The sequence below is a fragment of the Pseudomonas sp. MWU347 genome (assembly GCF_017947305.1).
Taxonomy (GTDB): Bacteria; Pseudomonadota; Gammaproteobacteria; order Pseudomonadales; family Pseudomonadaceae; genus Aquipseudomonas; species Aquipseudomonas putida_A.
Window position 1 is genome coordinate 286,781 of record NZ_JAFGZB010000004.1, and the last position, 20,900, is coordinate 307,680.

Annotated in this window: 24 protein-coding genes and 1 tRNA gene; 19 read left to right on the plus strand and 6 right to left on the minus strand. The window is 58.9% G+C overall.

The window, feature by feature from the left end:
- Nucleotides 1-45: 45 nt before the first annotated feature.
- Both KCG87_RS10660 and KCG87_RS10665 read left to right on the plus strand, forming a co-directional pair.
- Nucleotides 46-300: a succinate dehydrogenase assembly factor 2 gene (locus KCG87_RS10660; RefSeq protein WP_003222550.1), complete on the plus strand. Its 255-nt coding sequence runs from the start codon at nt 46-48 to the stop codon at nt 298-300.
- Nucleotides 284-736, plus strand: coding sequence for a protein YgfX (locus KCG87_RS10665; RefSeq protein WP_097086670.1), 453 nt, complete (start codon nt 284-286; stop codon nt 734-736). Before KCG87_RS10660 ends, KCG87_RS10665 begins: the two co-directional genes overlap by 17 nt.
- Here the strand turns inward: KCG87_RS10665 and nadB are convergent.
- Entirely contained in the window at nt 705-2,321 is a 1,617-nt protein-coding gene (gene nadB / locus KCG87_RS10670; protein WP_098967664.1) for an L-aspartate oxidase, read from the minus strand. The genes KCG87_RS10665 and nadB overlap by 32 nt on opposite strands.
- 558 nt (nt 2,322-2,879) lie before the next feature.
- Here nadB and rpoE point away from each other — a divergent pair.
- From rpoE to KCG87_RS10690, 4 genes are all read left to right on the plus strand, one after another.
- Nucleotides 2,880-3,461 carry an RNA polymerase sigma factor RpoE gene (gene rpoE / locus KCG87_RS10675; protein ID WP_003172477.1) on the plus strand — a complete coding sequence of 194 codons (582 nt, stop codon included), beginning with the start codon at nt 2,880-2,882 and terminating at the stop codon, nt 3,459-3,461.
- Between the two features lie 30 nt (nt 3,462-3,491).
- On the plus strand, nt 3,492-4,079 hold the full coding sequence (locus KCG87_RS10680) for an RseA family anti-sigma factor (protein ID WP_003222558.1): 588 nt from the start codon (nt 3,492-3,494) through the stop codon (nt 4,077-4,079).
- An 8-nt stretch (nt 4,080-4,087) separates the two neighbouring features.
- Nucleotides 4,088-5,050 (plus strand): MucB/RseB C-terminal domain-containing protein, encoded by a 963-nt coding sequence (locus KCG87_RS10685; protein WP_098967666.1) that lies wholly within the window; start codon nt 4,088-4,090, stop codon nt 5,048-5,050.
- A 210-nt stretch (nt 5,051-5,260) separates the two neighbouring features.
- Nucleotides 5,261-6,691, plus strand: a complete 1,431-nt coding sequence (locus KCG87_RS10690) for a DegQ family serine endoprotease (RefSeq protein WP_123586894.1) — start codon at nt 5,261-5,263, stop codon at nt 6,689-6,691.
- 79 nt (nt 6,692-6,770) lie between these two features.
- Here KCG87_RS10690 and KCG87_RS10695 read toward each other — a convergent pair whose 3' ends face one another.
- Nucleotides 6,771-8,204 (minus strand): M48 family metalloprotease, encoded by a 1,434-nt coding sequence (locus KCG87_RS10695; RefSeq protein ID WP_007963277.1) that lies wholly within the window; start codon nt 8,202-8,204, stop codon nt 6,771-6,773.
- 98 nt (nt 8,205-8,302) lie between these two features.
- Between KCG87_RS10695 and KCG87_RS10700 the strand changes: the two genes are divergently transcribed.
- The gene (locus KCG87_RS10700) at nt 8,303-8,542 is read left to right on the plus strand and encodes a sulfurtransferase TusA family protein (protein WP_007963279.1); all 240 of its coding nucleotides are present in this window, start codon (nt 8,303-8,305) and stop codon (nt 8,540-8,542) included.
- A gap of 31 nt (nt 8,543-8,573) precedes the next feature.
- Nucleotides 8,574-9,644 (plus strand): AI-2E family transporter, encoded by a 1,071-nt coding sequence (locus tag KCG87_RS10705; protein ID WP_003222568.1) that lies wholly within the window; start codon nt 8,574-8,576, stop codon nt 9,642-9,644.
- 125 nt (nt 9,645-9,769) lie between these two features.
- On the opposite strand, the gene KCG87_RS10710 is transcribed toward KCG87_RS10705, so the two are convergent.
- Entirely contained in the window at nt 9,770-10,243 is a 474-nt protein-coding gene (locus tag KCG87_RS10710) for a peroxiredoxin (RefSeq protein WP_003222570.1), read from the minus strand.
- A 10-nt stretch (nt 10,244-10,253) separates the two neighbouring features.
- Complete coding sequence (locus KCG87_RS10715) at nt 10,254-10,814, minus strand: glycine cleavage system protein R (protein ID WP_007963284.1); 561 nt, start codon at nt 10,812-10,814, stop codon at nt 10,254-10,256.
- A gap of 325 nt (nt 10,815-11,139) precedes the next feature.
- Between KCG87_RS10715 and dapA the strand changes: the two genes are divergently transcribed.
- The 7 genes from dapA to KCG87_RS10750 all read left to right on the plus strand — a co-directional run bounded on the left by dapA (nt 11,140) and on the right by KCG87_RS10750 (nt 15,763).
- Nucleotides 11,140-12,018, plus strand: a complete 879-nt coding sequence (gene dapA / locus KCG87_RS10720) for a 4-hydroxy-tetrahydrodipicolinate synthase (RefSeq protein WP_041070368.1) — start codon at nt 11,140-11,142, stop codon at nt 12,016-12,018.
- A 17-nt stretch (nt 12,019-12,035) separates the two neighbouring features.
- Nucleotides 12,036-13,151: an outer membrane protein assembly factor BamC gene (gene bamC, locus KCG87_RS10725; protein WP_027614466.1), complete on the plus strand. Its 1,116-nt coding sequence runs from the start codon at nt 12,036-12,038 to the stop codon at nt 13,149-13,151.
- A gap of 4 nt (nt 13,152-13,155) precedes the next feature.
- Entirely contained in the window at nt 13,156-13,917 is a 762-nt protein-coding gene (locus tag KCG87_RS10730) for an MBL fold metallo-hydrolase (RefSeq protein WP_210557899.1), read from the plus strand.
- Nucleotides 13,918-13,945: 28 nt separating this feature from the next.
- Complete coding sequence (purC, locus tag KCG87_RS10735; protein ID WP_007963288.1) at nt 13,946-14,659, plus strand: phosphoribosylaminoimidazolesuccinocarboxamide synthase; 714 nt, start codon at nt 13,946-13,948, stop codon at nt 14,657-14,659.
- 84 nt (nt 14,660-14,743) lie between these two features.
- A tRNA-Ser gene (locus tag KCG87_RS10740) sits at nt 14,744-14,833 on the plus strand.
- Between the two features lie 346 nt (nt 14,834-15,179).
- Nucleotides 15,180-15,434, plus strand: coding sequence for a type II toxin-antitoxin system HicA family toxin (locus KCG87_RS10745; RefSeq protein ID WP_081730304.1), 255 nt, complete (start codon nt 15,180-15,182; stop codon nt 15,432-15,434).
- Nucleotides 15,431-15,763, plus strand: coding sequence for a type II toxin-antitoxin system HicB family antitoxin (locus KCG87_RS10750; RefSeq protein ID WP_047598089.1), 333 nt, complete (start codon nt 15,431-15,433; stop codon nt 15,761-15,763). Before KCG87_RS10745 ends, KCG87_RS10750 begins: the two co-directional genes overlap by 4 nt.
- Before the next feature lie 117 nt (nt 15,764-15,880).
- On the opposite strand, the gene KCG87_RS10755 is transcribed toward KCG87_RS10750, so the two are convergent.
- Together KCG87_RS10755 and KCG87_RS10760 are read right to left on the minus strand one after the other, a co-directional pair.
- Nucleotides 15,881-16,087, minus strand: a complete 207-nt coding sequence (locus KCG87_RS10755; protein WP_027614505.1) for a hypothetical protein — start codon at nt 16,085-16,087, stop codon at nt 15,881-15,883.
- A gap of 138 nt (nt 16,088-16,225) precedes the next feature.
- Nucleotides 16,226-16,417, minus strand: coding sequence for a DUF1508 domain-containing protein (locus tag KCG87_RS10760; protein WP_007963291.1), 192 nt, complete (start codon nt 16,415-16,417; stop codon nt 16,226-16,228).
- A 276-nt stretch (nt 16,418-16,693) separates the two neighbouring features.
- Between KCG87_RS10760 and KCG87_RS10765 the strand changes: the two genes are divergently transcribed.
- Genes KCG87_RS10765 through KCG87_RS10780 form a run of 4 tightly spaced genes read left to right on the plus strand, consistent with a single transcriptional unit; the run spans nt 16,694 to nt 20,858 of the window.
- On the plus strand, nt 16,694-17,659 hold the full coding sequence (locus tag KCG87_RS10765) for a glycosyltransferase family 2 protein (RefSeq protein WP_027614506.1): 966 nt from the start codon (nt 16,694-16,696) through the stop codon (nt 17,657-17,659).
- Nucleotides 17,660-17,662: 3 nt separating this feature from the next.
- Nucleotides 17,663-18,373, plus strand: a complete 711-nt coding sequence (locus KCG87_RS10770; protein WP_210557897.1) for a class I SAM-dependent methyltransferase — start codon at nt 17,663-17,665, stop codon at nt 18,371-18,373.
- The gene (locus KCG87_RS10775) at nt 18,370-18,756 is read left to right on the plus strand and encodes a GtrA family protein (protein ID WP_027614508.1); all 387 of its coding nucleotides are present in this window, start codon (nt 18,370-18,372) and stop codon (nt 18,754-18,756) included. Before KCG87_RS10770 ends, KCG87_RS10775 begins: the two co-directional genes overlap by 4 nt.
- The gene (locus tag KCG87_RS10780; protein ID WP_210557895.1) at nt 18,753-20,858 is read left to right on the plus strand and encodes a DUF6311 domain-containing protein; all 2,106 of its coding nucleotides are present in this window, start codon (nt 18,753-18,755) and stop codon (nt 20,856-20,858) included. The genes KCG87_RS10775 and KCG87_RS10780 overlap by 4 nt, the downstream gene beginning before the upstream one ends.
- Nucleotides 20,859-20,900 lie beyond the last annotated feature (42 nt).

The window sequence follows — 20,900 nt, forward strand, 5'->3', positions numbered from 1 at the left end:
CCCGCGCCGGGGCTGTATACTGCGCGCCTATTTGAGGAGGGCTCCATGGTCGAACAAGTTGAACTCAATCGCCTCTTCTGGCACAGCCGCCGCGGCATGCTGGAACTTGACGTACTGCTGGTGCCGTTCGTGAAAGAGGTCTATCCGCACCTCAACCAGGTCGATCGCGACTTGTATGTCCGTCTGCTGACCTGTGAGGATCAGGACATGTTCGGCTGGTTCATGGAGCGCAGTGAGTCCGAAGACCCTGAGCTGCAGCGCATGGTCCGGATGATCCTGGACCGTGTTCAGCCCAAGTAATACGTTCGAATGCCGCTGGCATGCCTCTCGGCAGTTGCTGGCGGCGTATCTGTTGACCCAGGCGTTCGCGCTGGGTGTGTTGTTTCTCCTGTCGATTCCACTCTGGGCCTGTCTGCTCGGGGCCTTCGCCTGTCTGCTGCACGCCGTGTGGGTGTTGCCACGGCAGATTCTGCTGACGCATCCGCAGGCTTTTTGCCGATTGCGCCGCGATGCCGATGGCTGGCAATTGTGGAATCAGGCGGGCGGCTGGCAAGCAGTCCAGCTGCGCCCTGACAGCCTGGCGTTGCCGTTGATCGTGGTGCTGCGCTTTCGTTTGCGCGGGGAGCGGCGGGTGCGCTCGATCTGTGTACCGCGAGACTCGCAGGCAGCGGATGTGCACCGACGCCTGCGAGTGCGGCTCAAGTTCAGCCGGCGTAGGTGGGCGGCACCAGAATAGTGTCGAGCGCCTCGGGCAGCAGGTTCGGGTAGTCGAGGGTGTAATGCAGACCGCGACTTTCCTTGCGCTCCATGGCAGAGCAGATCATCAGTTCGGCGACTTGCGCCAGATTACGCAGCTCGATCAGGTCGCGGCTGACTTTATAGTTGCTGTAGAACTCGTCGATCTCGTCCAGCAACAGACGCACGCGGTGCTGCGCTCGTTGCAGGCGCTTATTGGTGCGCACGATCCCCACGTAGTCCCACATGAAGCGGCGCAGCTCGTCCCAGTTGTGGGCGATGATCACGTCCTCGTCGGAATCGGTGACCTGGCTGGCGTCCCACTCGGGCAGGGCGGTTGGCGCGGTGACGTCATCCAGTTGCGCAAGAATATCCGCAGCCGCCGAGCGGGCATAAACGAAGCATTCGAGCAGCGAGTTGCTGGCCATGCGGTTGGCCCCGTGCAGGCCGGTGAAGCTGGTTTCGCCGATGGCGTACAGCCCCGGCACGTCGGTACGACCGTGCTGGTCAACCATCACGCCACCACAGGTGTAGTGCGCTGCCGGTACGACCGGAATCGGCTGCTTGGTGATGTCGATGCCGAAACCCAGGCAACGTTCGTAGACGGTCGGGAAGTGGTTTTTGATGAAGGCTTCAGGCTTGTGGCTGATGTCGAGATAGACGCAGTCGACGCCCAGCCGCTTCATTTCATGGTCGATGGCGCGGGCGACGATGTCGCGTGGCGCCAGTTCGGCACGTTTGTCGAAGCGCGGCATGAACCGTTCGCCGTTGGGCAGCTTCAGGTGCGCGCCCTCGCCACGCAAGGCTTCAGTGATCAGGAAACTCTTGGCCTGCGGGTGATACAGGCACGTAGGGTGGAACTGGTTGAATTCCAGGTTCGCCACTCGGCAGCCCGAGCGCCAGGCCATGGCGATGCCGTCACCGCAAGCGCCGTCGGGGTTACTGGTATAGAGGTAGACCTTGGCGGCGCCGCCGGACGCGAGGATCACGAAGCGTGCGCCGTAGGTGTCGACTTCGCCGGTCGCGCGATTCAGCACATAGGCGCCGAGGCAGCGCTCGCCACTCATGCCCAGACGGCGTTCGGTGATCAGATCAACGGCAACTCGCTGCTCCAGCAGTTCGATGTTGCTGCGTTCTCTGGCTTGGGCGAGGAGGGTGGTGAAAATCGCTGCGCCGGTTGCGTCGGCGGCATGGATGATGCGTCGATGGCTGTGGCCGCCTTCGCGAGTCAGGTGGAATTCGAAACCGCCGTCTTCGGTGCCGGACTGTTCGTCGCGGGTGAACGGCACGCCCTGGTCGATCAGCCACTGGATGGCTTCGCGGCTGTGCTCGACGGTAAAACGCACCGCGTCTTCATGGCACAGACCGCCGCCGGCGTTCAGGGTGTCGTCGACGTGGGATTCGACAGTATCGGTATCGTCCAGCACGGCAGCGACGCCGCCCTGGGCCCAATAAGTCGAGCCGTTGGCCAGATCACCTTTGCTCAATACGGCAATGCGCAAATGACCCGGCAAGGTCAGCGCGAGACTCAAACCGGCAGCGCCGCTGCCAATCACCAGAACATCGTGTTGAAACTGTTGGCTCATTTCAGGATTCCGCTCAAAGCGACCCGGATCGGGGGTGGCGCAGGACAGCTGGATCGGCGAGTCAAGACAGCCACACAGCCCACTAGTATATAGAGGGGTGGAGCGGCACAATAGCCGAGCTCGTATGGCATTGTGAAACTACTGTGACGACAAAAGCTTGACGTTTCGTCGGACGTTTTTTTCTGTCGTTTTGGGAAAAGGCGACTGTATCGAGGATGAAACAGGCTTTTTCAGCACGCGGTTGCTCAATGTCGCTTCAGCACGGCTATAAATAATTGGAACTTTTGCCAGAGGCCCAAGATCAATAGTCAGTTGCCAGAAGCACGGGACAGTGTCGGCTTCAATGCAGAACCTGCGATTGGGTTTTTGCCGGCGAACCGATGACAAGATTATTCGCGCAGCCGGTTTATCCCGCGCTGCGTTTTTCGTGCGTGCCAAATCAGAGCCCGCAGGAAACTTGCCTGGAGGGGGAGAACTTTTGCGAAAAGCCCGAGTCTATGTTTGCAAGTCTGGTCGTTTAGTTATGCAAGCCTCCTCCATGCTTATCGAGGAGTGTTCATGCTAACCCAGGAAGAGGATCAGCAGCTGGTCGAGCGCGTTCAGCGTGGCGACAAGCGAGCTTTCGATCTGCTGGTGCTGAAATATCAGCACAAAATTCTCGGGTTGATCGTGCGTTTCGTGCACGACACCCATGAAGCCCAGGATGTGGCTCAGGAAGCCTTTATCAAGGCCTACCGAGCGCTAGGAAACTTTCGCGGAGACAGCGCGTTCTATACGTGGCTTTACCGCATTGCCATCAACACGGCAAAGAACTATCTGGTTTCACGCGGCCGCCGGCCGCCGGATAGCGATGTAAGTTCTGAAGACGCAGAGTTCTACGACGGCGATCACGGCCTGAAGGATCTCGAATCGCCGGAACGCGCGTTGCTGCGGGATGAGATCGAAGGCACCGTCCATCGAACCATTCAGCAACTGCCAGAGGATTTACGTACGGCTTTAACTTTACGTGAATTCGATGGTCTGAGTTACGAGGACATTGCGAGCGTCATGCAGTGTCCGGTGGGTACCGTGCGCTCCCGGATTTTCCGCGCCCGGGAGGCCATCGATAAAGCCCTGCAGCCGTTGTTGCAGGAAAACTGAGACAGCGGCGACAGCCAAGAGAGGAACGCCATGAGTCGTGAAGCCCTGCAGGAATCGCTGTCCGCAGTGATGGATAACGAAGCGGACGAACTGGAATTGCGTCGAGTGATCAATGCACTGGACGATGTTGAAACCCGTGAGACCTGGGCTCGTTATCAGATCGCTCGGGCAGCCATGCACAAGGATCTGCTGCTTCCGCGTCTGGACATTGCTGCGGCAGTTTCTGCTGCGCTGGAAGACGAAACGGCTCCAGCCAAAGTATCCCGCGGCCCTTGGCGCAATCTGGGTCGTCTGGCCGTTGCGGCTTCGGTGACCGTTGCGGTATTGGCTGGTGTGCGCCTGTACAACCAGGACGAAATCGCTGGCGTCGAACTGGCCCAGCAGTCCAATCAGCCTTCGCTGGTTGCGCCGCAGGTCAAAGGCCCGGCCGTCCTGGCTGGCTACAAGGAAAGCTCGGAAACTACGGGGCCGATGGCCAACGGCGTTCTGCAAGGTCAGCCAGGCTGGCACGATCAGCGTCTGCCAGGCTATCTGCGTCAGCATGCTCAGCAAGCTGCGTTGAAAGGTACTGAAAGCGCTCTGCCTTATGCGCGTGCAGCAAGCATGGAAAACCGTTAAGGAGGATCATGCGCGCCATACCTCTACTTTCGCTTCTGCTTAGCGGCTGGTTCATTGTTCCAGCCCATGCCGACGAGGCCCAGGACTGGTTGATCCGCCTGGGTCAGGCCGAGCAGCAGCAAAGCTTCCAAGGCACTTTCGTATACGAGCGTAACGGTAGTTTTTCTACCCACAATATCTGGCATCGTGTCCAGAGTGGTCAGGTCCGCGAGCGTTTGCTTCAGCTCGACGGCTCGGCTCAGGAAGTCGTGCGTGTTGATGGGCATACTCAATGCGTCAGCGGCACTCTGATTGCGGGGTTGGGAGACTCTCCCAACTCGACCGCTCGTTCGCTTGATCCCCAAAAGCTGAAAAACTGGTATGAGCTTGCCGTCATCGGCAAGTCGCGCGTGGCCGGGCGTGATGCGGTCATCGTATCGTTGACGCCTCGCGACCAGCATCGTTATGGTTTCGAACTGCATCTGGATAAACAGACCGGATTGCCACTGAAGTCGTTGTTGCTCAACGATAAAGGGCAGCTACTCGAGCGTTTCCAGTTCACCAGCCTCGATACCGCTGATGTCCCGTCGGACAAAGACCTTCAAGCTGGCGCCGAGTGCAAGGCCGTCACTATTGATAGTGACAAGGCGTCTGCCGTGAAAACGGCTCAGGTCTGGCATTCCGACTGGCTGCCTCCGGGTTTCGTGCTGACCAGCAGTACTTCACACAAAGATTCCGAAACCAAAACTCAAGTCAGCAGCCTGATGTATGACGACGGGCTGGCGCGGTTTTCAGTGTTTCTTGAGCCGTTGAACGGTGCAACAGTGACCGATACCCGCACGCAGTTGGGGCCGACTGTCGCAGTTTCCCGCCGCCTCACTACGCCTGAGGGTGAGATGATGGTGACGGTGGTCGGCGAAATTCCAATCGGCACGGCCGAGAGGATTGCCCTTTCGATGCGCAACGATGGCGCTGCAACCAGCAAGCAGTGAGCTGATTTCAGTCATTTCCACTTCTTCTTCGAGACGTAGATGAAATGTTTGCTCAGCATTTTCATTTGCAAATCACCCGAAAGTTTTTTATAGGTCAGAGCCTCACGGCTCTGGCCTTGTCTGTTGTTCCCGGAACAAAAATACCGGCCCGCGGTTCCCGGTGTTCCTTGCTCCATATCGCTTAACCCTGCTCGTCGTAACGGGAGCTGTATGTCGATACTTAGCTTGAAGTCTTATCTCTCCATTTTCGCCACCGTGCTGGTGCTGGGTCAGGCTGTCCCCGCTGCCCAGGCGGCCGACCTGCCGGATTTCACCCAACTGGTTGAACAGGCCTCGCCTGCAGTGGTGAACATCAGTACCACGCAGAAGCTGCCGGACCGCAAGGTGAACCAGCAGATGCCTGACCTGGAAGGCTTGCCGCCGATGTTGCGCGAGTTCTTCGAGCGTGGCATGCCGCCTCAGCAGCGTTCGCCGCGCGGCGATCGTCAGCGTGAAGCGCAATCGCTCGGTTCGGGCTTCATCATTTCCTCCGATGGCTACATCCTGACCAACAACCATGTGATTGCCGATGCCGACGAAATCCTCGTGCGTCTGGCAGATCGCAGTGAAATGAAAGCCAAGCTGATCGGCACCGATCCACGCTCCGACGTGGCCCTGCTGAAAATCGATGGCAAGGATCTGCCGGTGCTCAAGCTCGGCAAGTCCCAGGACTTGAAGGCGGGTCAGTGGGTTGTGGCAATCGGTTCGCCGTTCGGCTTTGACCACACCGTGACCCAAGGTATTGTCAGCGCCGTCGGCCGTAGCCTGCCGAACGAAAACTACGTGCCGTTCATCCAGACCGACGTGCCAATCAACCCGGGTAACTCCGGTGGCCCGCTGTTCAACCTGAACGGTGAAGTGGTCGGGATCAACTCGCAGATTTACACCCGTTCCGGTGGCTTCATGGGGGTGTCGTTCGCCATTCCGATCGACGTGGCGATGGACGTTTCCAATCAGCTGAAAAGCGGTGGCAAGGTCAGCCGCGGCTGGCTGGGCGTGGTCATCCAGGAAGTGAACAAGGATCTGGCCGAGTCGTTCGGTCTTGATAAGCCGGCCGGTGCGCTGGTTGCGCAGATTCAGGATGACGGTCCGGCAGCCAAGGGTGGCCTGCAAGTGGGCGACGTGATCCTGAGCATGAACGGTCAGCCGATCGTCATGTCCGCCGACCTGCCACACCTGGTGGGTGCGCTGAAAGCGGGCGCCAAGGCCAACCTCGAAGTGATCCGTGACGGCAAGCGCAAGAATGTCGAGCTGACCGTCGGCGCGATTCCGGACGAGGACAAAGAACTGGCAGCACTGCCGAAGTCGGGTGCGGAAAGCAGCAGCAACCGCCTCGGCGTTTCGGTGGCGGAACTGACCGCTGAGCAGAAGAAAACCTACGACCTCAAGGGCGGAGTGGTGATCAAGGAAGTTCAGGACGGTCCTGCGGCTTTGATCGGTCTGCAACCGGGTGACGTGATCACTCACCTGAACAACCAGGCCATCGGCTCCACCAAGGAGTTCGCCGAGATCGCCAAGGCGCTGCCGAAGAATCGTTCGGTGTCGATGCGCGTCCTGCGTGAAGGTCGCGCGAGCTTCATCACCTTCAAACTGGCTGAATAACCCGGTTGCGGTGAAATAAAAACCGCCTCGAAAGAGGCGGTTTTTTTATGCCTGAAATTTTTATATCGCTGATGAAAACTCAGCCCATCATGTCCTTGATCATGCGCTCCTGCTCCATCAGCTCGCGCTGGCGTGCATCGATCCGCGAGGACAGCGGGAAGTTGCTGCCCGCCTTGCGCTTGGCAAAATCAAGCTGCTGGATCGCCTGACGATAATCGCCGACCAGCGCGAAGTACTCGGCGCGGGCCTGATGCAGACCAATGATGTTGCCAGAGAGGCCACGGGTTTCGGCGACCTGATACCACACGTCCGGATCATTCGGACGGGATTTGAGCAAGCTGTCGAGGGCTTTCTCGGCGTCGGCGGTGCGATTCTGTTTCAGCAACAGATCGACCCGAACCTGATTCAGCGGGTAATTGCCCGGATATTGCGTGAGCATGCGGTCAACCCGCGTTTGCGCATCCGGCAGGCGGTTGTTGGTAATGTCCAGGTCGATCTGCGCGAGGTTGTAGATGATCTCGTTGGGTGACTTGGCCAGCAGCTGTTTGAGATTCTCCCTGGCTTCATTGAGCTGGCCGCCCTTGATCTGGGCGATCGCCAGGCCGTAGCGCGCCACGTCGTTTTTCGGATTCTCATCCAGTTGTGCACGAAAGCGCTTGGCGCCCAGTCCCGGGGTTTCTTCGTAGATCAGCTGTACGCGGGCGCGGATCAACTGATAGCGCATGCTGTCTTCAATGCCGCCCGCTGGCGCTTGTTCTGCACGGTTACGGGTGTCGGCGATACGCGATTCGGTCACCGGGTGAGTCAGCAGAAATTCTGGTGGCTTGGCGTCGAAGCGATACTGGCGCATCAGGCGTTCGAACATAGTCGGCATCGAGCGCGGGTCGTATCCGGCCTTTTCCAGGTTGAGGATGCCGATACGGTCGGCTTCCTGCTCGTTCTGGCGCGAGAAGGTACGCTGCGACTGAATGGCTGCGGCCTGAGTACCGGCGATGGTTGCGATCCCGGCATCACCGCCACCGGCGGCGGCAATCACGATCCCGGCGAGCAGCGCCGCCATCATCGGCACCTGCATCCGCTGCGAAGCTTCTACACCGCGCGCGAAGTGGCGCTGTGACAAGTGAGCCAGTTCGTGGGCCAGTACCGAGGCGTATTCGCCTTCAGTCTGCGCGTTGAGGAACAGGCCACCGTTGACCCCGACCACGCCCCCCGGCGCTGCGAAGGCGTTGAGTTGCGGGCTGTTGATCAGGATGAATTCCAGGCGACGATCGGTCACCTGGCTGGTTTCCACCAGCTTATAGACGCTGGATTCGACGTAGTCTTTGAGCTGCGGATCGTTGAGCTGTGCAACCTGACTGCGCAACATGGCCAGCCAGGCGCGGCCCAACTGGTATTCCTGTTGCGGAGAGACAATGGCAGAACTGGCGTCGCCAAGTGACGGCAGATCGTCGGCAAAGCCCGGTGAGGCGAGCAGGCAAGCGAGCGTCAGCAGGGTAGGGCGCAGAAATGTCATGCACAAAGCCTTAGAAGACAAAGACCTTACTGTAGCCGGACACCGGGCTTGCGACCAGATATTCTAGGCGCCTCAACCACCTGAACCGGAGTGACGCAATGACTGACGCTGTAGCCCATGACTGTGAATTGGACGCCAGTGGCCTGAATTGCCCGTTGCCGTTGCTCAAGGCCAAGATGGAACTCAACAAGCTGCCCAGCGGCGCGGTGCTCAAGGTGATCGCCACGGACGCGGGTTCGCAGCGTGACTTCCGCACCTTTGCCCGTCTGGCCGGTCATACGCTGCTGCGCGAAGAAGACGAAGCGGGCGTCTACCGTTACTGGTTGAAAAAAGCCTGAACCGACAGCGTAAAAGACCTAAGGATTATTGATGTTCAAAGTGTTACGCGACTGGATTCAGCGCTACTTTTCCGACGAAGAAGCGGTGGTGCTGGCGGTGCTGCTGTTTCTCGCCTTCACCGCGGTGCTCACGCTCGGTGGCATGCTCGCCCCGGTATTGGCCGGGATGGTGTTGGCGTATCTGATGCAGGGGCTGGTGCTCGCTCTTGAACGCATGCGCTTGCCTGGTGCGGCGGCGGTGGGGCTGGTGTTTGCGCTGTTCATGGGCGTGTTGCTGGTGTTCATCGTGGTGGTCTTGCCGTTGCTGTGGCATCAGTTGATCACGCTGTTCAACGAACTTCCGGGGATGCTCGCCAAATGGCAGTCGCTGCTGCTGTTGCTGCCGGAGCGCTATCCGCATCTGGTCTCTGACGAGCAGGTGCTGCAGGCCATCGAAGCGGCGCGTGGCGAAATCGGCAAGTTCGGCCAATGGGCGCTGACCTTCTCGCTGTCGAGCCTGCCGCTGCTGGTCAACATCATGATCTATCTGGTGCTGGTGCCGATTCTGGTGTTTTTCTTCCTCAAGGATCGGGCCATGATCGGCGAGTGGGTGCGCGGCTATCTGCCCCGTGAGCGAGCGCTGATCACCCGCGTGGCGCAGGAAATGAACCGGCAGATCGCCAACTACATTCGTGGCAAGGTCATCGAGATCGTGATCTGTGGCGGCGTGACCTACATCGCGTTCGTCGCGCTCGGCCTCAACTATGCGGCGCTGCTGGCGTTGCTGGTCGGGGTGTCGGTGGTGGTGCCGTACGTCGGCGCGGTGGTGGTGACCGTGCCGGTGTTGCTGATTGCGTTGTTCCAGTGGGGCTGGAGCGATCAGTTCATCTATCTGATGGCGGTCTACGGGATCATTCAGACCCTGGATGGCAACGTGCTGGTGCCGTTGCTGTTTTCCGAGGCGGTTAACCTGCACCCGGTGGCAATCATTTGTGCGGTGCTGTTGTTTGGCGGGTTGTGGGGGTTCTGGGGCGTGTTCTTCGCAATTCCGCTGGCGACGCTGTTCAAGGCCGTGCTGGATGCGTGGCCGCGCAAGGAGCCGGTTGTGGCTCCATTGCTTTAGAGCCGAGCTATTCGCTGAGGCTTATTGCCCCTTCGCGAGCAAGCTCGCTCCCACATTTTGAAATGCATTCCAAATGTGGGAGCGAGCTTGCTCGCGAAGGCGTCAGTGAAAACGACGCAGAAATATCAGGCCTTGTTCAGCGCCTGAGCCGCAGCCAGCACCGCATCCACATGCCCCGGCACTTTCACGCCGCGCCATTCCTGGCGCAGCACGCCATTCTTGTCGATCAGGAATGTGCTGCGATCAACGCCCAGATATTCCTTGCCATACAGTTTCTTCAACTTGATCACGTCGAACAGCTGGCAGACGGCTTCGTCCTTGTCGCTGATCAGCTCGAACGGAAATTCCTGCTTGCACTTGAAGTTCTCGTGAGACTTCAGGCTGTCGCGGGAGATACCGAAAATCTCGGTATTAGCGGCCTGGAACGCCGCGTACTGGTCACGAAAACCCTGGCCTTCGGTGGTACAGCCGGGGGTGCTGTCCTTCGGATAGAAGTAGATCACCACTTGCTTGCCCTTCAGGGCGGACAAGCTGACGGTCTGCCCGCTGGTGGCAGGTGCTTCGAAATCCGCAACCGGTTGGTCGATGACAACGGCCATGAAAGCTTCCTTACATTGGGTTTTGTGGGCGCCAAGGTTCGATCAGCGCATCCAGGTTCATCGCGTCGGCGAAGTCCAGGAACTGGTCGCGCAGCCAGCTGATCTGGGTGCCGGCCGGCAGCGTTACGGTGAACGTGGCGTTGAGCATGGTGCCGCCAGTCTGCGGGGCCTGATAGGTATCGCAGGTCAGGTTTTCCAGCTCGACGTTGTGATCCATGAAGAACTGGCACAGCTCGTTGATGATGTCCGGGCGATACGCCGAGCTGACATAAGCCACGTACGGCAGGGCCTGTGGACGATTTTCCAGGGCCGCGCTGCGTACCACGTTGACGGTGAATGCGTGGCGCTTGGCCAGGGTCGGCAGGCTGCCTTCGAGGCGGGCCAGCGCGTCCCAGCTGCCGGAGATTTCCAGCACCAGGGCGCTGCATTCGCCATGGCGAGTCAGGCGGGAGGTGACGACGGCGCAGCGATTTTCATGGCTGGCGCGGCACAGGACGTTAGTCAGCTCCATGGGGTTGGCGCCAAGGGCACTGATGACAAGGAATTGTTCGCGAACTGTGGGGGTGGACATGCAGCATTCCTAAAGCGATGAGCGGTCGGTAGGTCGATGGGCGTTGGCCGTCGGGAAGCGTCTGCGCGTGCCCGTTCAGAAAGCCCCGGGCCGTGGCTCGCAATTCGCTCCAATAAAGGCGGAGCGTGCAGCAGCGACACTGGAACGGGGCCTGGGAGGCCGAAAGGGGAGGCTGGAACCCGGCGTACAAGCTGATCTGTACCGATCAAAGTCTGAAGGGTAGCGAAAACCGACGCCAAGGGGAATGGCGGCGCAGTACTTCGCTTGTGCAAGCATCTTGGCGCCAGTACCATTACCGCTCTCTTTTTCCGGCAGGAGCGGTTTCATGATTGCGGGCAGTATGGTGGCACTGGTCACTCCCATGGATGCACAAGGGCGTCTTGACTGGGACAGCCTCAGCAAACTCGTGGACTTCCATCTCAAGAACGGCACCCATGCCATTGTCGCGGTCGGTACTACCGGCGAGTCGGCGACCCTTGATGTAGAAGAACACATCGCCGTCATCAAAGCCGTGGTCAAACAGGTAGCCGGGCGCATTCCGGTGATCGCCGGTACCGGCGCCAACTCGACCCGCGAAGCCGTCGAGCTGACCCGCAACGCCAAGGAAGCCGGCGCCGACGCCTGCCTGCTGGTAGTTCCGTACTACAACAAGCCGACCCAGGAAGGCCTGTACCAGCACTTCAAGCACATTGCCGAAGCCGTCGACATTCCACAGATTCTCTACAACGTTCCCGGCCGCACCTCCTGCGACATGCAGGCCGAGACCGTAATTCGCCTGTCCACCGTGCCGAACATCATCGGCATCAAGGAAGCCACCGGCGACCTGAAACGCGCCAAAGCCATCATCGACGGCGTGAGCAAGGACTTCATCGTGCTGTCAGGCGATGATCCGACCGCGGTCGAGCTGATCCTGCTGGGTGGCAAAGGCAACATCTCCGTAACGGCCAACGTCGCCCCGCGCGAAATGGCTGACCTGTGCGAGGCCGCGCTGAAAGGCGACGCCGAGACCGCACGGGCGATCAACGAAAAATTGATGCCGCTGCACAAGGACCTGTTCATCGAAGCCAACCCGATTCCGGTGAAGTGGGCTTTGGTTGAAATGGGCCTGATGCACGAAGGCATCCGCCTGCCGTTGACCTGGCTGAGCGCTCCTTGTCATGAAACGCTTCGCACGGCCCTGCGCCAGTGCAGCGTCCTGGTTTAATTGAGGAAGTACAACGCATGAAGCGAATGGCCGGACTTTCCGCACTTGCCTTGATTATCTCCAGCACCAGTGGCTGCGGATGGGTCTGGGGCCCGGAAGGTTATTTCCGTGACCGTGGTAGCGATTACCTGGAAGCGCAACAGACTGCACCGATGCAACTGCCACCGAATGTCAGCACCTCCAAGCGTCTGGATCCGCTGTTGCCGATCCCGCGCAACGTGGCTGATGACACGGCGAAGGGCGAATACGTGGTACCGCGCCCGCAACCGCTGACGGCGGTTGCCGAGGCGACCGACTACTCGCTGCAGAAGAGCGGTGACTCGCGTTGGGTCGTGGCCCAGCACCCGCCGGCCGAAGTCTGGCCAGTGGCGGTACAGTTCTTCCAGGACAATGGTTTTCGGCTGGATGAACAGCGTCCGCAAACCGGCGAATTCACCACCACCTGGCAGCATTCCGACGAACTGTCCGCCGCCATGGCCAAGCGCCTGAGCGCCGCCGGTGTCGGTGCCGACAGCGAAACCCGCGTGCGGGTGCGTATCGAGCCAGGCGTGCAGCGCAACACCAGTGAAATCTACGTGGTCAGCGCCGAGCGTCCTGCCGGCAGCACCGCCGACGTCGATTTCACCAACCGTTCGGTCAACACTGGCCTGGACGCAGCGCTGGTCGACGACATGCTCGCGAGCATGAGCCGGATCTCCGAGAAGGGTGGTTCGGTGTCGATGCTGGCTTCGCGTGACTTCGATACCCCGAGCCGTGTCAGCCTCAGCGAAGACGGCAGTGGCAACCCGGTACTGAACGTCGGTCCGGACCTGGATCGTGCCTGGTCGAGCGTCGGTCGTGCGCTGGAGCAAGGTCAGTGGCGCGTTGAAGACATCAACCGCAGCCTGGGCCTGTACTACATCAACCTGGCCGAGAAAGCCGAGAAGAAAGACGACAAGCCTGGTTTCTTCAGCAGCCTGTTCGGCAGTGCGCCGACCAAGGAAGAAGTTGAAGCCCGCGCCGAGCGTTATCAGGTTCGCCTGAGCAAGGTCGGTGAGAACGTTCAGGTGACCGTAGAGAAGAACATCAATACCGTTGCGCCGGCCGATGTGGCGCGCAAAGTGTTGAGCGTGATTCAGGACAACCTGGGCTGATCACATGCGCTTTGCCGTTCTCGGCAGCGGTAGCCAAGGGAACGGCACGCTGATCGCCAGCGCTGATACCTATGTGCTGGTGGATTGTGGTTTTTCCCTGCGGGAAACCGAAAAACGCCTGTTGCGTCTGGGGGTTCACCCGGCGCAACTGAGCGCGATACTCGTAACCCACGAACATGCCGACCACGTGCATGGCGTGGGTTTGCTGTCTCGGCGCTACAATCTGCCGGTCTACCTCAGTCGCGGCACACTGCGCGGGATGCGCAAACCGATCGAACCCGCAGGCTTTCTGGCCGGCGGCGAGCAGCTGCAGATCGGCGCACTGAACATCGGGGTCATTGCCGTGGCCCATGATGCGCAGGAGCCGACCCAGTACGTATTCAGTGATAACGAGCAGCGGCGCTTCGGCCTGCTGACCGACCTGGGTTCCTATTGCGAGCGGGTGCTGGACGGCTATCGGGATCTCGATGCGTTGATGATCGAGTCCAACCACTGCCGCGACATGCTGGCCCGTGGTCACTATCCGTACTTTCTCAAGCAACGGGTGGGCGGCGAGCTGGGACATTTGAACAACCATCAGGCGGCATTCCTGGTGGCCGAGTTGGGGTGGCAGGGCTTGCAGCATCTGGTTCTCGCCCACCTGAGCAGCAAGAACAACCTGCCGCAGCTGGCCCGGCAATGTTTCGTCGCCACCCTCGGGTGCGACCCGGACTGGCTGCAACTGGCCGATCAAGATTCAGGGCTCGACTGGCGCCATATCGCCTAGCCCATCTACTTAGCAAGCGGAGCCCATCATGGAAAAACGTGAAGAACTCTACCGCGGCAAAGCCAAATCGGTTTACAAGACCGACGACGCTGACCGTTTGATCCTGCTGTTTCGCAACGACACCTCGGCGTTCGACGGCAAGCGCATCGAGCAGCTCGACCGCAAAGGCATGGTGAACAACAAGTTCAACGCCTTCATCATGCAGAAACTCGAAGCGGCCGGCATTCCGACCCAATTCGACAAGCTGCTGGGCGACAACGAGTGCCTGGTGAAGAAGCTGGACATGATCCCGGTCGAGTGCGTCGTGCGTAACTACGCCGCCGGCAGCCTGGTAAAACGTCTGGGCGTCGAAGAGGGCATGAAGCTCAACCCGTACACCTTCGAACTGTTCCTCAAGGACGACGCCAAGGGCGACCCGTTCATCAACGAATCCCACGTCGTGGCATTCGGTTGGGGCACCGCCGAGCAACTGGCACGCATGAAAGAACTGTCGCTCAAGGTCAACGAAGTCCTGAGCAAACTGTTCGACGACGCAGGCCTGCTGCTGGTGGACTTCAAGCTTGAATTCGGCGTGTTCAGCGACGGCTCGATCGTCCTCGGCGACGAGTTCAGCCCGGACGGCTGCCGCCTGTGGGACAAGGACACCAAGAAGAAGATGGACAAAGACCGCTTCCGCCAGGGCCTCGGTGACGTCATCGAAGCCTACGAAGAAGTCGCCAATCGTCTGGGTGTACCGCTTTAATCGACGCAAGCATCTGATAGCACGAAGAAAATTTTCGAAAGAGGGTTTGCTTTCGGCAGAAGTGTTGTTATGATGCGCGCCGTTGGAGAGATGCCAGAGTGGCCGAATGGGACGGATTCGAAATCCGTTGTACCTTCACCGGTACCTAGGGTTCGAATCCCTATCTCTCCGCCATATATAGAAAAAGCCCCGTAGCTGAGAAGCTACGGGGCTTTTTTGTTTCTGCTCGCTTGAGTAATCAGCAAATCCTGTCGCCGGAACCCGAGGTTGAAAACTCGATAATCGGATGTGACTCGATTGATGCCGGTTCGTACGTAACTCTCGGAGTCTACCTACAGCTCTATTTCCAATCACTCCTTATCCTGACCTATGTGCCCAATATTGACCGGATTCGGATAAAAAGACGCCGTTTTCAAGCTTGGAGGGTGGCGTTATCCGCTTGTTCAAGGGGGCGCTTCATGGATCAGCGATATGAATCGCGATTGTCAATTTTTCCTGCGCGGTATCATGGTGTAATACTATGAACAACAAACAACTCGGTACGCTCGCAGCTATATTTTCACGACCCACACCCGCCACGTTGGAATGGGCGCGCATCGAGTCTCTGTTCAATGCGGTCGGGGCCAGAACCGTGGAAGGCAATGGTTCGCGAGTTCGGTTTGAATTAAGAGGTGTGGTTGCTACGTTCCACCGACCTCACCCGGATAAAGAAGCAAAGCCCTATCAGGTTCGTGATGCTCGGGCTTTTCTTGAACAAGCAGGAGTCACTCCATGAACGTGATGAATTACAACGGGTATGCGGCCCGAATTGAATACAGTGATGAAGACGGTCTTTTTGTTGGTCATATCGCTGGGATCAAGGACGTTGTAGGTTTTCATGGCGAATCTGTAAAAGAGCTTCGGTCAGCGTTCGAAGAGGCTGTTACTGACTATCTGGAGACTTGCGCAAAACTGGGCCGTGCTCCTCAAAAGCCTTATTCGGGCAATCTCAGTCTGCGTTTGGCGCCAGCTCTTCATGCGACTGTTGCCGTAAAAGCGCAATTGGCTCAAAAAAGCATTAATCAGTGGGTTGCGGATGTTCTTGACCGAGAGGCCCATGCCTAGCTTGATTCTGGTCTGGAGGTTGTACGTCGTTCCCGAACAGAGCAAATAGCCCCGTAGCTGAGAAGCTACAGGGCTTTTTTGTATCTGCGAGTTTTACCGAGCACCCGCCTCAGCCACTCACGGCTGCGGATGCCCGAGCTTCTGTTTGATCAGGTCATACACTTCCTTGTGCGTCGAGTTACGCAGGGTGTTGTCCTTGCAAGCCGAGGCCAGGAAGGTTTTCACTTCGTCCTTGGCGTGCGGATAGAGGCTGGCGACGTAGTCGGCTTCGTGTGTTTGGGTGCAGTTGAAGTGCTTGTCGTCTTTCGCTTTGTCTCTAGCCATGGTGCGGCTCCTTTTGAGTTTGAACGTCATTTGGCAAAACAGGGCTGGATGGCCCCGTACGCTGAACAGCGTAGGGGCGCAAAAGTGCTTTGCCAGTGCTTCAGACGAAAAAGGAAGAGGCTGTAGGACGCGGCGCCATCAGATTTCCTTCACCGGCGTCTCCCCCTGCACACCCTTGATCAACTCGATCACGTGTAAACAATCGGCCTTGTTCACATACGACTCGCCACTGGCAATCGTCTCGTGGTTCCCCGCCCGCAGTCTCCAGCGCCATTGGCCTTTGCCGGTGCTCGGGGTGCCTCGGGATTGCCTGTAGATCTCGAAATACATTCAGTTCGCTCCTTGCGATGGTGTTTGCGACAACCTGTGTGGCGCATCGTCGCAAGCCTAGCGGAGCGAGTTTTTTTCGCTATCGGGTATTTGTTTCCAATCGTTGGCAGATGTTTCTGAAGAGTGCGGGCTAGAGCGCACGCATCGGCGTCTGGATTGGCCAGAATGTCGCCCTTTGCACCTTGCAAGGCTATCGGCGCTACTGCTTAATACGGGACGGCTCATGGCGTTGAAAATGCTTCGACGACCGACAAACACTATAAAAAGAGCACTCCATTGACTGAGCATGGAACGGCACAGGCCACACGGGTCACGTTATCGCTGGTTGTCCCGGTTTTTAACGAGGAGGACAGTCTCGACGCGTTCATTCTGCGCATCGATGAAGTCTTCCAGCACCAAGCCTCAATTGCTTTGGAGCTGGTGTTCATCAATGACGGCAGCACTGATGCCACACTTGAGCGGCTGCTGGATCGTCAGCGGCACGACTCGCGGCTGCGCATCGTCGATCTGAGCCGTAACTTCGGCAAAGAGGCGGCGTTGTCTGCGGGATTGCAAATCGCCAACGGGCAGATTGTGGTGCCTATCGATGCCGATCTGCAGGACCCACCCGAAGTCATTCTGCAAATGATCGAGCGATGGCGCGAGGGCTATGAAGTGGTGCTCGGTCATCGCGTCAGCCGCCGCAGCGACACCTGGGCCAAGCAGACGTCGGCGCATTGGTTTTACCGCCTGCACAACAAGATCGCCGAGCAACCGCTGCCGGAAAACGTCGGCGATTTCCGCCTGATGGACCGTTGTGTAGTCGATGCCTTGCTGACTTTGCCCGAGTCCCGGCGCTTCATGAAGGGCCTGTTCGCCTGGGTCGGTTTTCGGACTACCCACGTTGATTACGAGCGGCCCGAGCGCGTGGCGGGGCAGAGCAAATTCAACGGCTGGCGGCTGTGGAATTTTGCCCTGGAAGGCATCACCAGTTTCAGTACCGAACCGTTACGGATCTGGACTTACATCGGCGCCGCGGTGTCGCTGGTGTCCTTCGCCTTTGCCATTTTTATCGTGTTGCGCACGCTGATCCACGGCGTCGACATGCCCGGTTATGCCTCGCTGATGGTGGCCGTGACGTTCCTCGGTGGCCTGCAATTGATTGGCATCGGCGTACTCGGCGAGTACCTCGGCCGCACTTATATCGAATCCAAACGCCGGCCGGTTTTTCTGGTGCGTCGCGTCTACGACCCCAAGGACTGAAACATGGATCTCAAGGAAACCGATATCCTCGGCGACAGCATCGGTGAGCATTGGTATTACTGCTCCAAAGCGGCGGCGACTCGTCGTCTGCTCGGTGATGTACCGATCACGCGGATTCTCGACGTGGGCGCCGGTTCCGGGTTTTTCTCGCACCATTTATTGACCCAAACCGCGGCGCAAGAGGCGTGGTGCGTCGACATCAGTTACCCCGCCGACTCCGATGCGACCACCGCCGGCAAACCGGTGCATTACCGCCGCGATATCGACGCCATCGACGCCGATCTGGTGCTGCTCATGGATGTGCTGGAGCATGTCGACGATGACCTCGGTCTGCTCAAGGCTTACGTTGACAAGGTGCCGTCCGGCAGCCGTTTCCTGATGACCGTGCCGGCGTTTCAGTTCCTGTGGAGCGGTCACGACGACTTCCTCGAACACAAGCGCCGCTACACCCTGCCGCAGTTTGAAACCCTGGCCCGTGATGCCGGTTTGAGCGTGCAGCGCGGTGCCTACTATTTCGGCGCGGTGTTTCCGATCGCGGCGGCGTTGCGTTTGCTGCCCAAAGGGCCGCAGGCAGCAGCGCCGCAGTCTCAGCTCAAACGCCATCATCCCTTGGTCAACGGCGTGCTCAAGACGTTGTGCAGCCTCGAGCTGCCGCTGATGAGCCACAACCGTCTGGCCGGGCTGAGCGTGTTCGTGCTGGCGCAAAAACCGTGACTTCAGTTGAAAGGAAAACGCTGATCCAGCGCGGTCTGCGCTTTGCCGTGACCGGTCTGTTCGTCACCGCGCTGCATGCGCTGGTGGCTGTGCTGTTCATCAATTTCGTTGCGCCGCAACCGCCGCTGGCCAACGGTGTGGCGTTTGCCGTGGCGACGGTGGTGTCTTACGTGATCAACACCACCTGGAGTTTCTCCGCCCGACTGCACGGCAGAACATTGCTGCGATTTCTATCGGTATCGGCGTGCGGTTTTCTGTTGGCGATGTTTGTCGCCTGGGCCGCGCAGGTGGCCGGGTTGAATTATCTGTTGGGCATTGTCGCGGTGGCGCTGACGATTCCGGCATTCACGTTTGTCTTGCACAACTTCTGGACGTATCGATGAAGCTCTCCGCAACACATCGGGCGACTGCGCTGCTGCCCGTGCTCTTGGGAATTCTGGCGTTTTTCATTGTGGTCGGCCCACGTGCCTTGAACCCGATGAACATTGCATGGCTGGGCGACGGCGACCCCGCCACGCACTATCAGGGTTGGGTTTTTTTTCGTCATTCGCCCTGGACGTTTCCACTGGGGCTTAACCCGAGCTATGGGCTGGAGTTGGGTAACGGGATAATTTTCTCGGATTCCAATCCGTTGTTCGCTTTTATCTTCAAACCGTTCTCAGCCCTGTTGCCTGAACCTTTCCAGTATTTCGGCCTGTGGCTACTGACGTGTTTCGTTCTGCAGAGCTGGTTTGCCTGGAAGCTGATTGGCCTGTTCAGTCGCGACGTGGCGTTGCGTTTGCTTGGTGCAGGAATGTTTTTGTTCATTCCGGCGATGATCGTCCGCATGAGCGTACATCTGTCCCTGGCTGGGCATTTTCTGTTGCTGGCAGGGTTATATCTGGCATTGCGCCCCTTTACGCCGAAACGCCGCCTCGCCTGGGGCGCGCTGCTGGCGGCGGCTGCGCTGGTGCACGCTTATTTGCTGGCGATGGTTGCGTTGATCTGGCTTGCCGACCTTGCCGCCAAAACCCTTCAGCGGCGCCAGACGCCGGGTAAGGCCTTGATCGAGTTGATCGGTCTGTTTCTGCTGGTCAGTGTCTGCTGCTGGCAGGCGGGTTATTTCAGCATAGGCGACAGCGGTCTGGCGTTGATGGGGTATGGCCTGTTCCGGGCGAATGTGCTGACCTTTTTCGATGCGGGTGTCTGGTCCTATACCTTGCAGGACATGCCGGGTGTACTGGGCGACGGCGACGGGTTCGCATTTCTGGGCCTGGGCGTGATCTGCCTGGGGATCTTTGCCTTGGTGCCGGTGCTGCAAGGGACGACTGACCTGGGAGCCAAGGCTCGCCGTTACCCGTTGGTTTTGCTCGCGCTGGCAGGGCTGGCGATATTCGCCGTTTCCAACAATATCGGCATAGGGCCATTCGAATTCAGGATTCCGCTGCCGGATGCGGTGGTTGCCGTGGCCACGATTTTTCGTGGCTCGGGGCGAATGATCTGGCCGCTCATGTACATGGCCATTTTTGCGATCCTTTATGTGGTGATTCGCGGGCACTCCTCGCGCGTGGCGTTGATGCTGCTGAGTGTGGCGCTGGTGGTTCAGGTGGCAGACACGCGCGCCGGCTGGGCGGTGTCGCGCGGTTTCTTCATGGCCACGCCGTCGCCCACATGGAAGACGCCATTGGTCGACCCGTTCTGGGAGCAGGCGGCGAAGCGTTATCAGGCAGTGCGCTGGCTGCGACCGGAGAATTATCCGGAACAGTGGATGACCCTGGCCGACTACTCAGGTCGCCATCACTTGCCGACCAACGCGGTCTACCTTGGGCGCGTCAGTACGGTTGCCACTGAAGCCGCTCAAGCGGTGTCGGATCGAATGGTCAGTTCTGGAAACTATGCAGCCGATACCCTGTACGTGCTCAGTAACCGTACTGTGCTGGAAGCAGCTCTGACCTTGAATCGCGACACCGATGTGCTCGCCAGAATTGACGGGTTGAACGTGTTGGCGCCGGGCTGGAAGCGTTGCGCCGACTGCCTGCCGATATCGGCCCCGGACCCATTGACGCTGATCCCGCCACTCAAGTCGGGCGAGAGAGTCGTGTTCAATCCCAGCAGTCTGGCGACGTTTTTCCTCGGTAAAGGGTGGGCGAACAATGAACCGTGGGGCACCTGGTCCGAGGGGAATGAGTCGCAAATTGCCCTGCGGCCGACTGCTCGGGTGCACTCGTTCTTGCTGGAAACCACTGCGCTGCTGGCCCCTTCACACACCGAGCAAGCAGTGGAAATTTTCGTCAACGATGTACGCGTGCTGTCCACCCGGCTGGTCAAGCCTGAAGCGAATCGCCTGAATGTCGAGTTGCCGGTCGAAGTGCAGCAGCGTGTCGAGCAACAAGGTGTGCTGAATATTCGTTTCAAATACGCCAACGCTATCAGCCCGGGGGAGTTGGGCATGGGCAAGGACATGCGCAAGCTGGCGATCGGGATACAGGCGTTGACGGTGAATTGAGCCGGTGTTGTTCCTTTCGCCCATAGACGCTGTCCATGGGCC

What these genes read in the sequence shown, in the direction of transcription:
- KCG87_RS10660 (WP_003222550.1), top strand. Translation starts at nt 46, where the DNA reads ATGGTCGAACAAGTTGAACTCAATCGCCTCTTCTGGCACAGCCGCCGC.
- nadB (WP_098967664.1), bottom strand. Translation starts at nt 2,321, where the DNA reads ATGAGCCAACAGTTTCAACACGATGTTCTGGTGATTGGCAGCGGCGCT.
- rpoE (WP_003172477.1), top strand. Translation starts at nt 2,880, where the DNA reads ATGCTAACCCAGGAAGAGGATCAGCAGCTGGTCGAGCGCGTTCAGCGT.
- KCG87_RS10680 (WP_003222558.1), top strand. Translation starts at nt 3,492, where the DNA reads ATGAGTCGTGAAGCCCTGCAGGAATCGCTGTCCGCAGTGATGGATAAC.
- KCG87_RS10685 (WP_098967666.1), top strand. Translation starts at nt 4,088, where the DNA reads ATGCGCGCCATACCTCTACTTTCGCTTCTGCTTAGCGGCTGGTTCATT.
- KCG87_RS10690 (WP_123586894.1), top strand. Translation starts at nt 5,261, where the DNA reads ATGTCGATACTTAGCTTGAAGTCTTATCTCTCCATTTTCGCCACCGTG.
- KCG87_RS10695 (WP_007963277.1), bottom strand. Translation starts at nt 8,204, where the DNA reads ATGACATTTCTGCGCCCTACCCTGCTGACGCTCGCTTGCCTGCTCGCC.
- KCG87_RS10700 (WP_007963279.1), top strand. Translation starts at nt 8,303, where the DNA reads ATGACTGACGCTGTAGCCCATGACTGTGAATTGGACGCCAGTGGCCTG.
- KCG87_RS10705 (WP_003222568.1), top strand. Translation starts at nt 8,574, where the DNA reads ATGTTCAAAGTGTTACGCGACTGGATTCAGCGCTACTTTTCCGACGAA.
- KCG87_RS10710 (WP_003222570.1), bottom strand. Translation starts at nt 10,243, where the DNA reads ATGGCCGTTGTCATCGACCAACCGGTTGCGGATTTCGAAGCACCTGCC.
- KCG87_RS10715 (WP_007963284.1), bottom strand. Translation starts at nt 10,814, where the DNA reads ATGTCCACCCCCACAGTTCGCGAACAATTCCTTGTCATCAGTGCCCTT.
- dapA (WP_041070368.1), top strand. Translation starts at nt 11,140, where the DNA reads ATGATTGCGGGCAGTATGGTGGCACTGGTCACTCCCATGGATGCACAA.
- bamC (WP_027614466.1), top strand. Translation starts at nt 12,036, where the DNA reads ATGAAGCGAATGGCCGGACTTTCCGCACTTGCCTTGATTATCTCCAGC.
- KCG87_RS10730 (WP_210557899.1), top strand. Translation starts at nt 13,156, where the DNA reads ATGCGCTTTGCCGTTCTCGGCAGCGGTAGCCAAGGGAACGGCACGCTG.
- purC (WP_007963288.1), top strand. Translation starts at nt 13,946, where the DNA reads ATGGAAAAACGTGAAGAACTCTACCGCGGCAAAGCCAAATCGGTTTAC.
- KCG87_RS10745 (WP_081730304.1), top strand. Translation starts at nt 15,180, where the DNA reads ATGAACAACAAACAACTCGGTACGCTCGCAGCTATATTTTCACGACCC.
- KCG87_RS10750 (WP_047598089.1), top strand. Translation starts at nt 15,431, where the DNA reads ATGAACGTGATGAATTACAACGGGTATGCGGCCCGAATTGAATACAGT.
- KCG87_RS10755 (WP_027614505.1), bottom strand. Translation starts at nt 16,087, where the DNA reads ATGGCTAGAGACAAAGCGAAAGACGACAAGCACTTCAACTGCACCCAA.
- KCG87_RS10760 (WP_007963291.1), bottom strand. Translation starts at nt 16,417, where the DNA reads ATGTATTTCGAGATCTACAGGCAATCCCGAGGCACCCCGAGCACCGGC.
- KCG87_RS10770 (WP_210557897.1), top strand. Translation starts at nt 17,663, where the DNA reads ATGGATCTCAAGGAAACCGATATCCTCGGCGACAGCATCGGTGAGCAT.
- KCG87_RS10780 (WP_210557895.1), top strand. Translation starts at nt 18,753, where the DNA reads ATGAAGCTCTCCGCAACACATCGGGCGACTGCGCTGCTGCCCGTGCTC.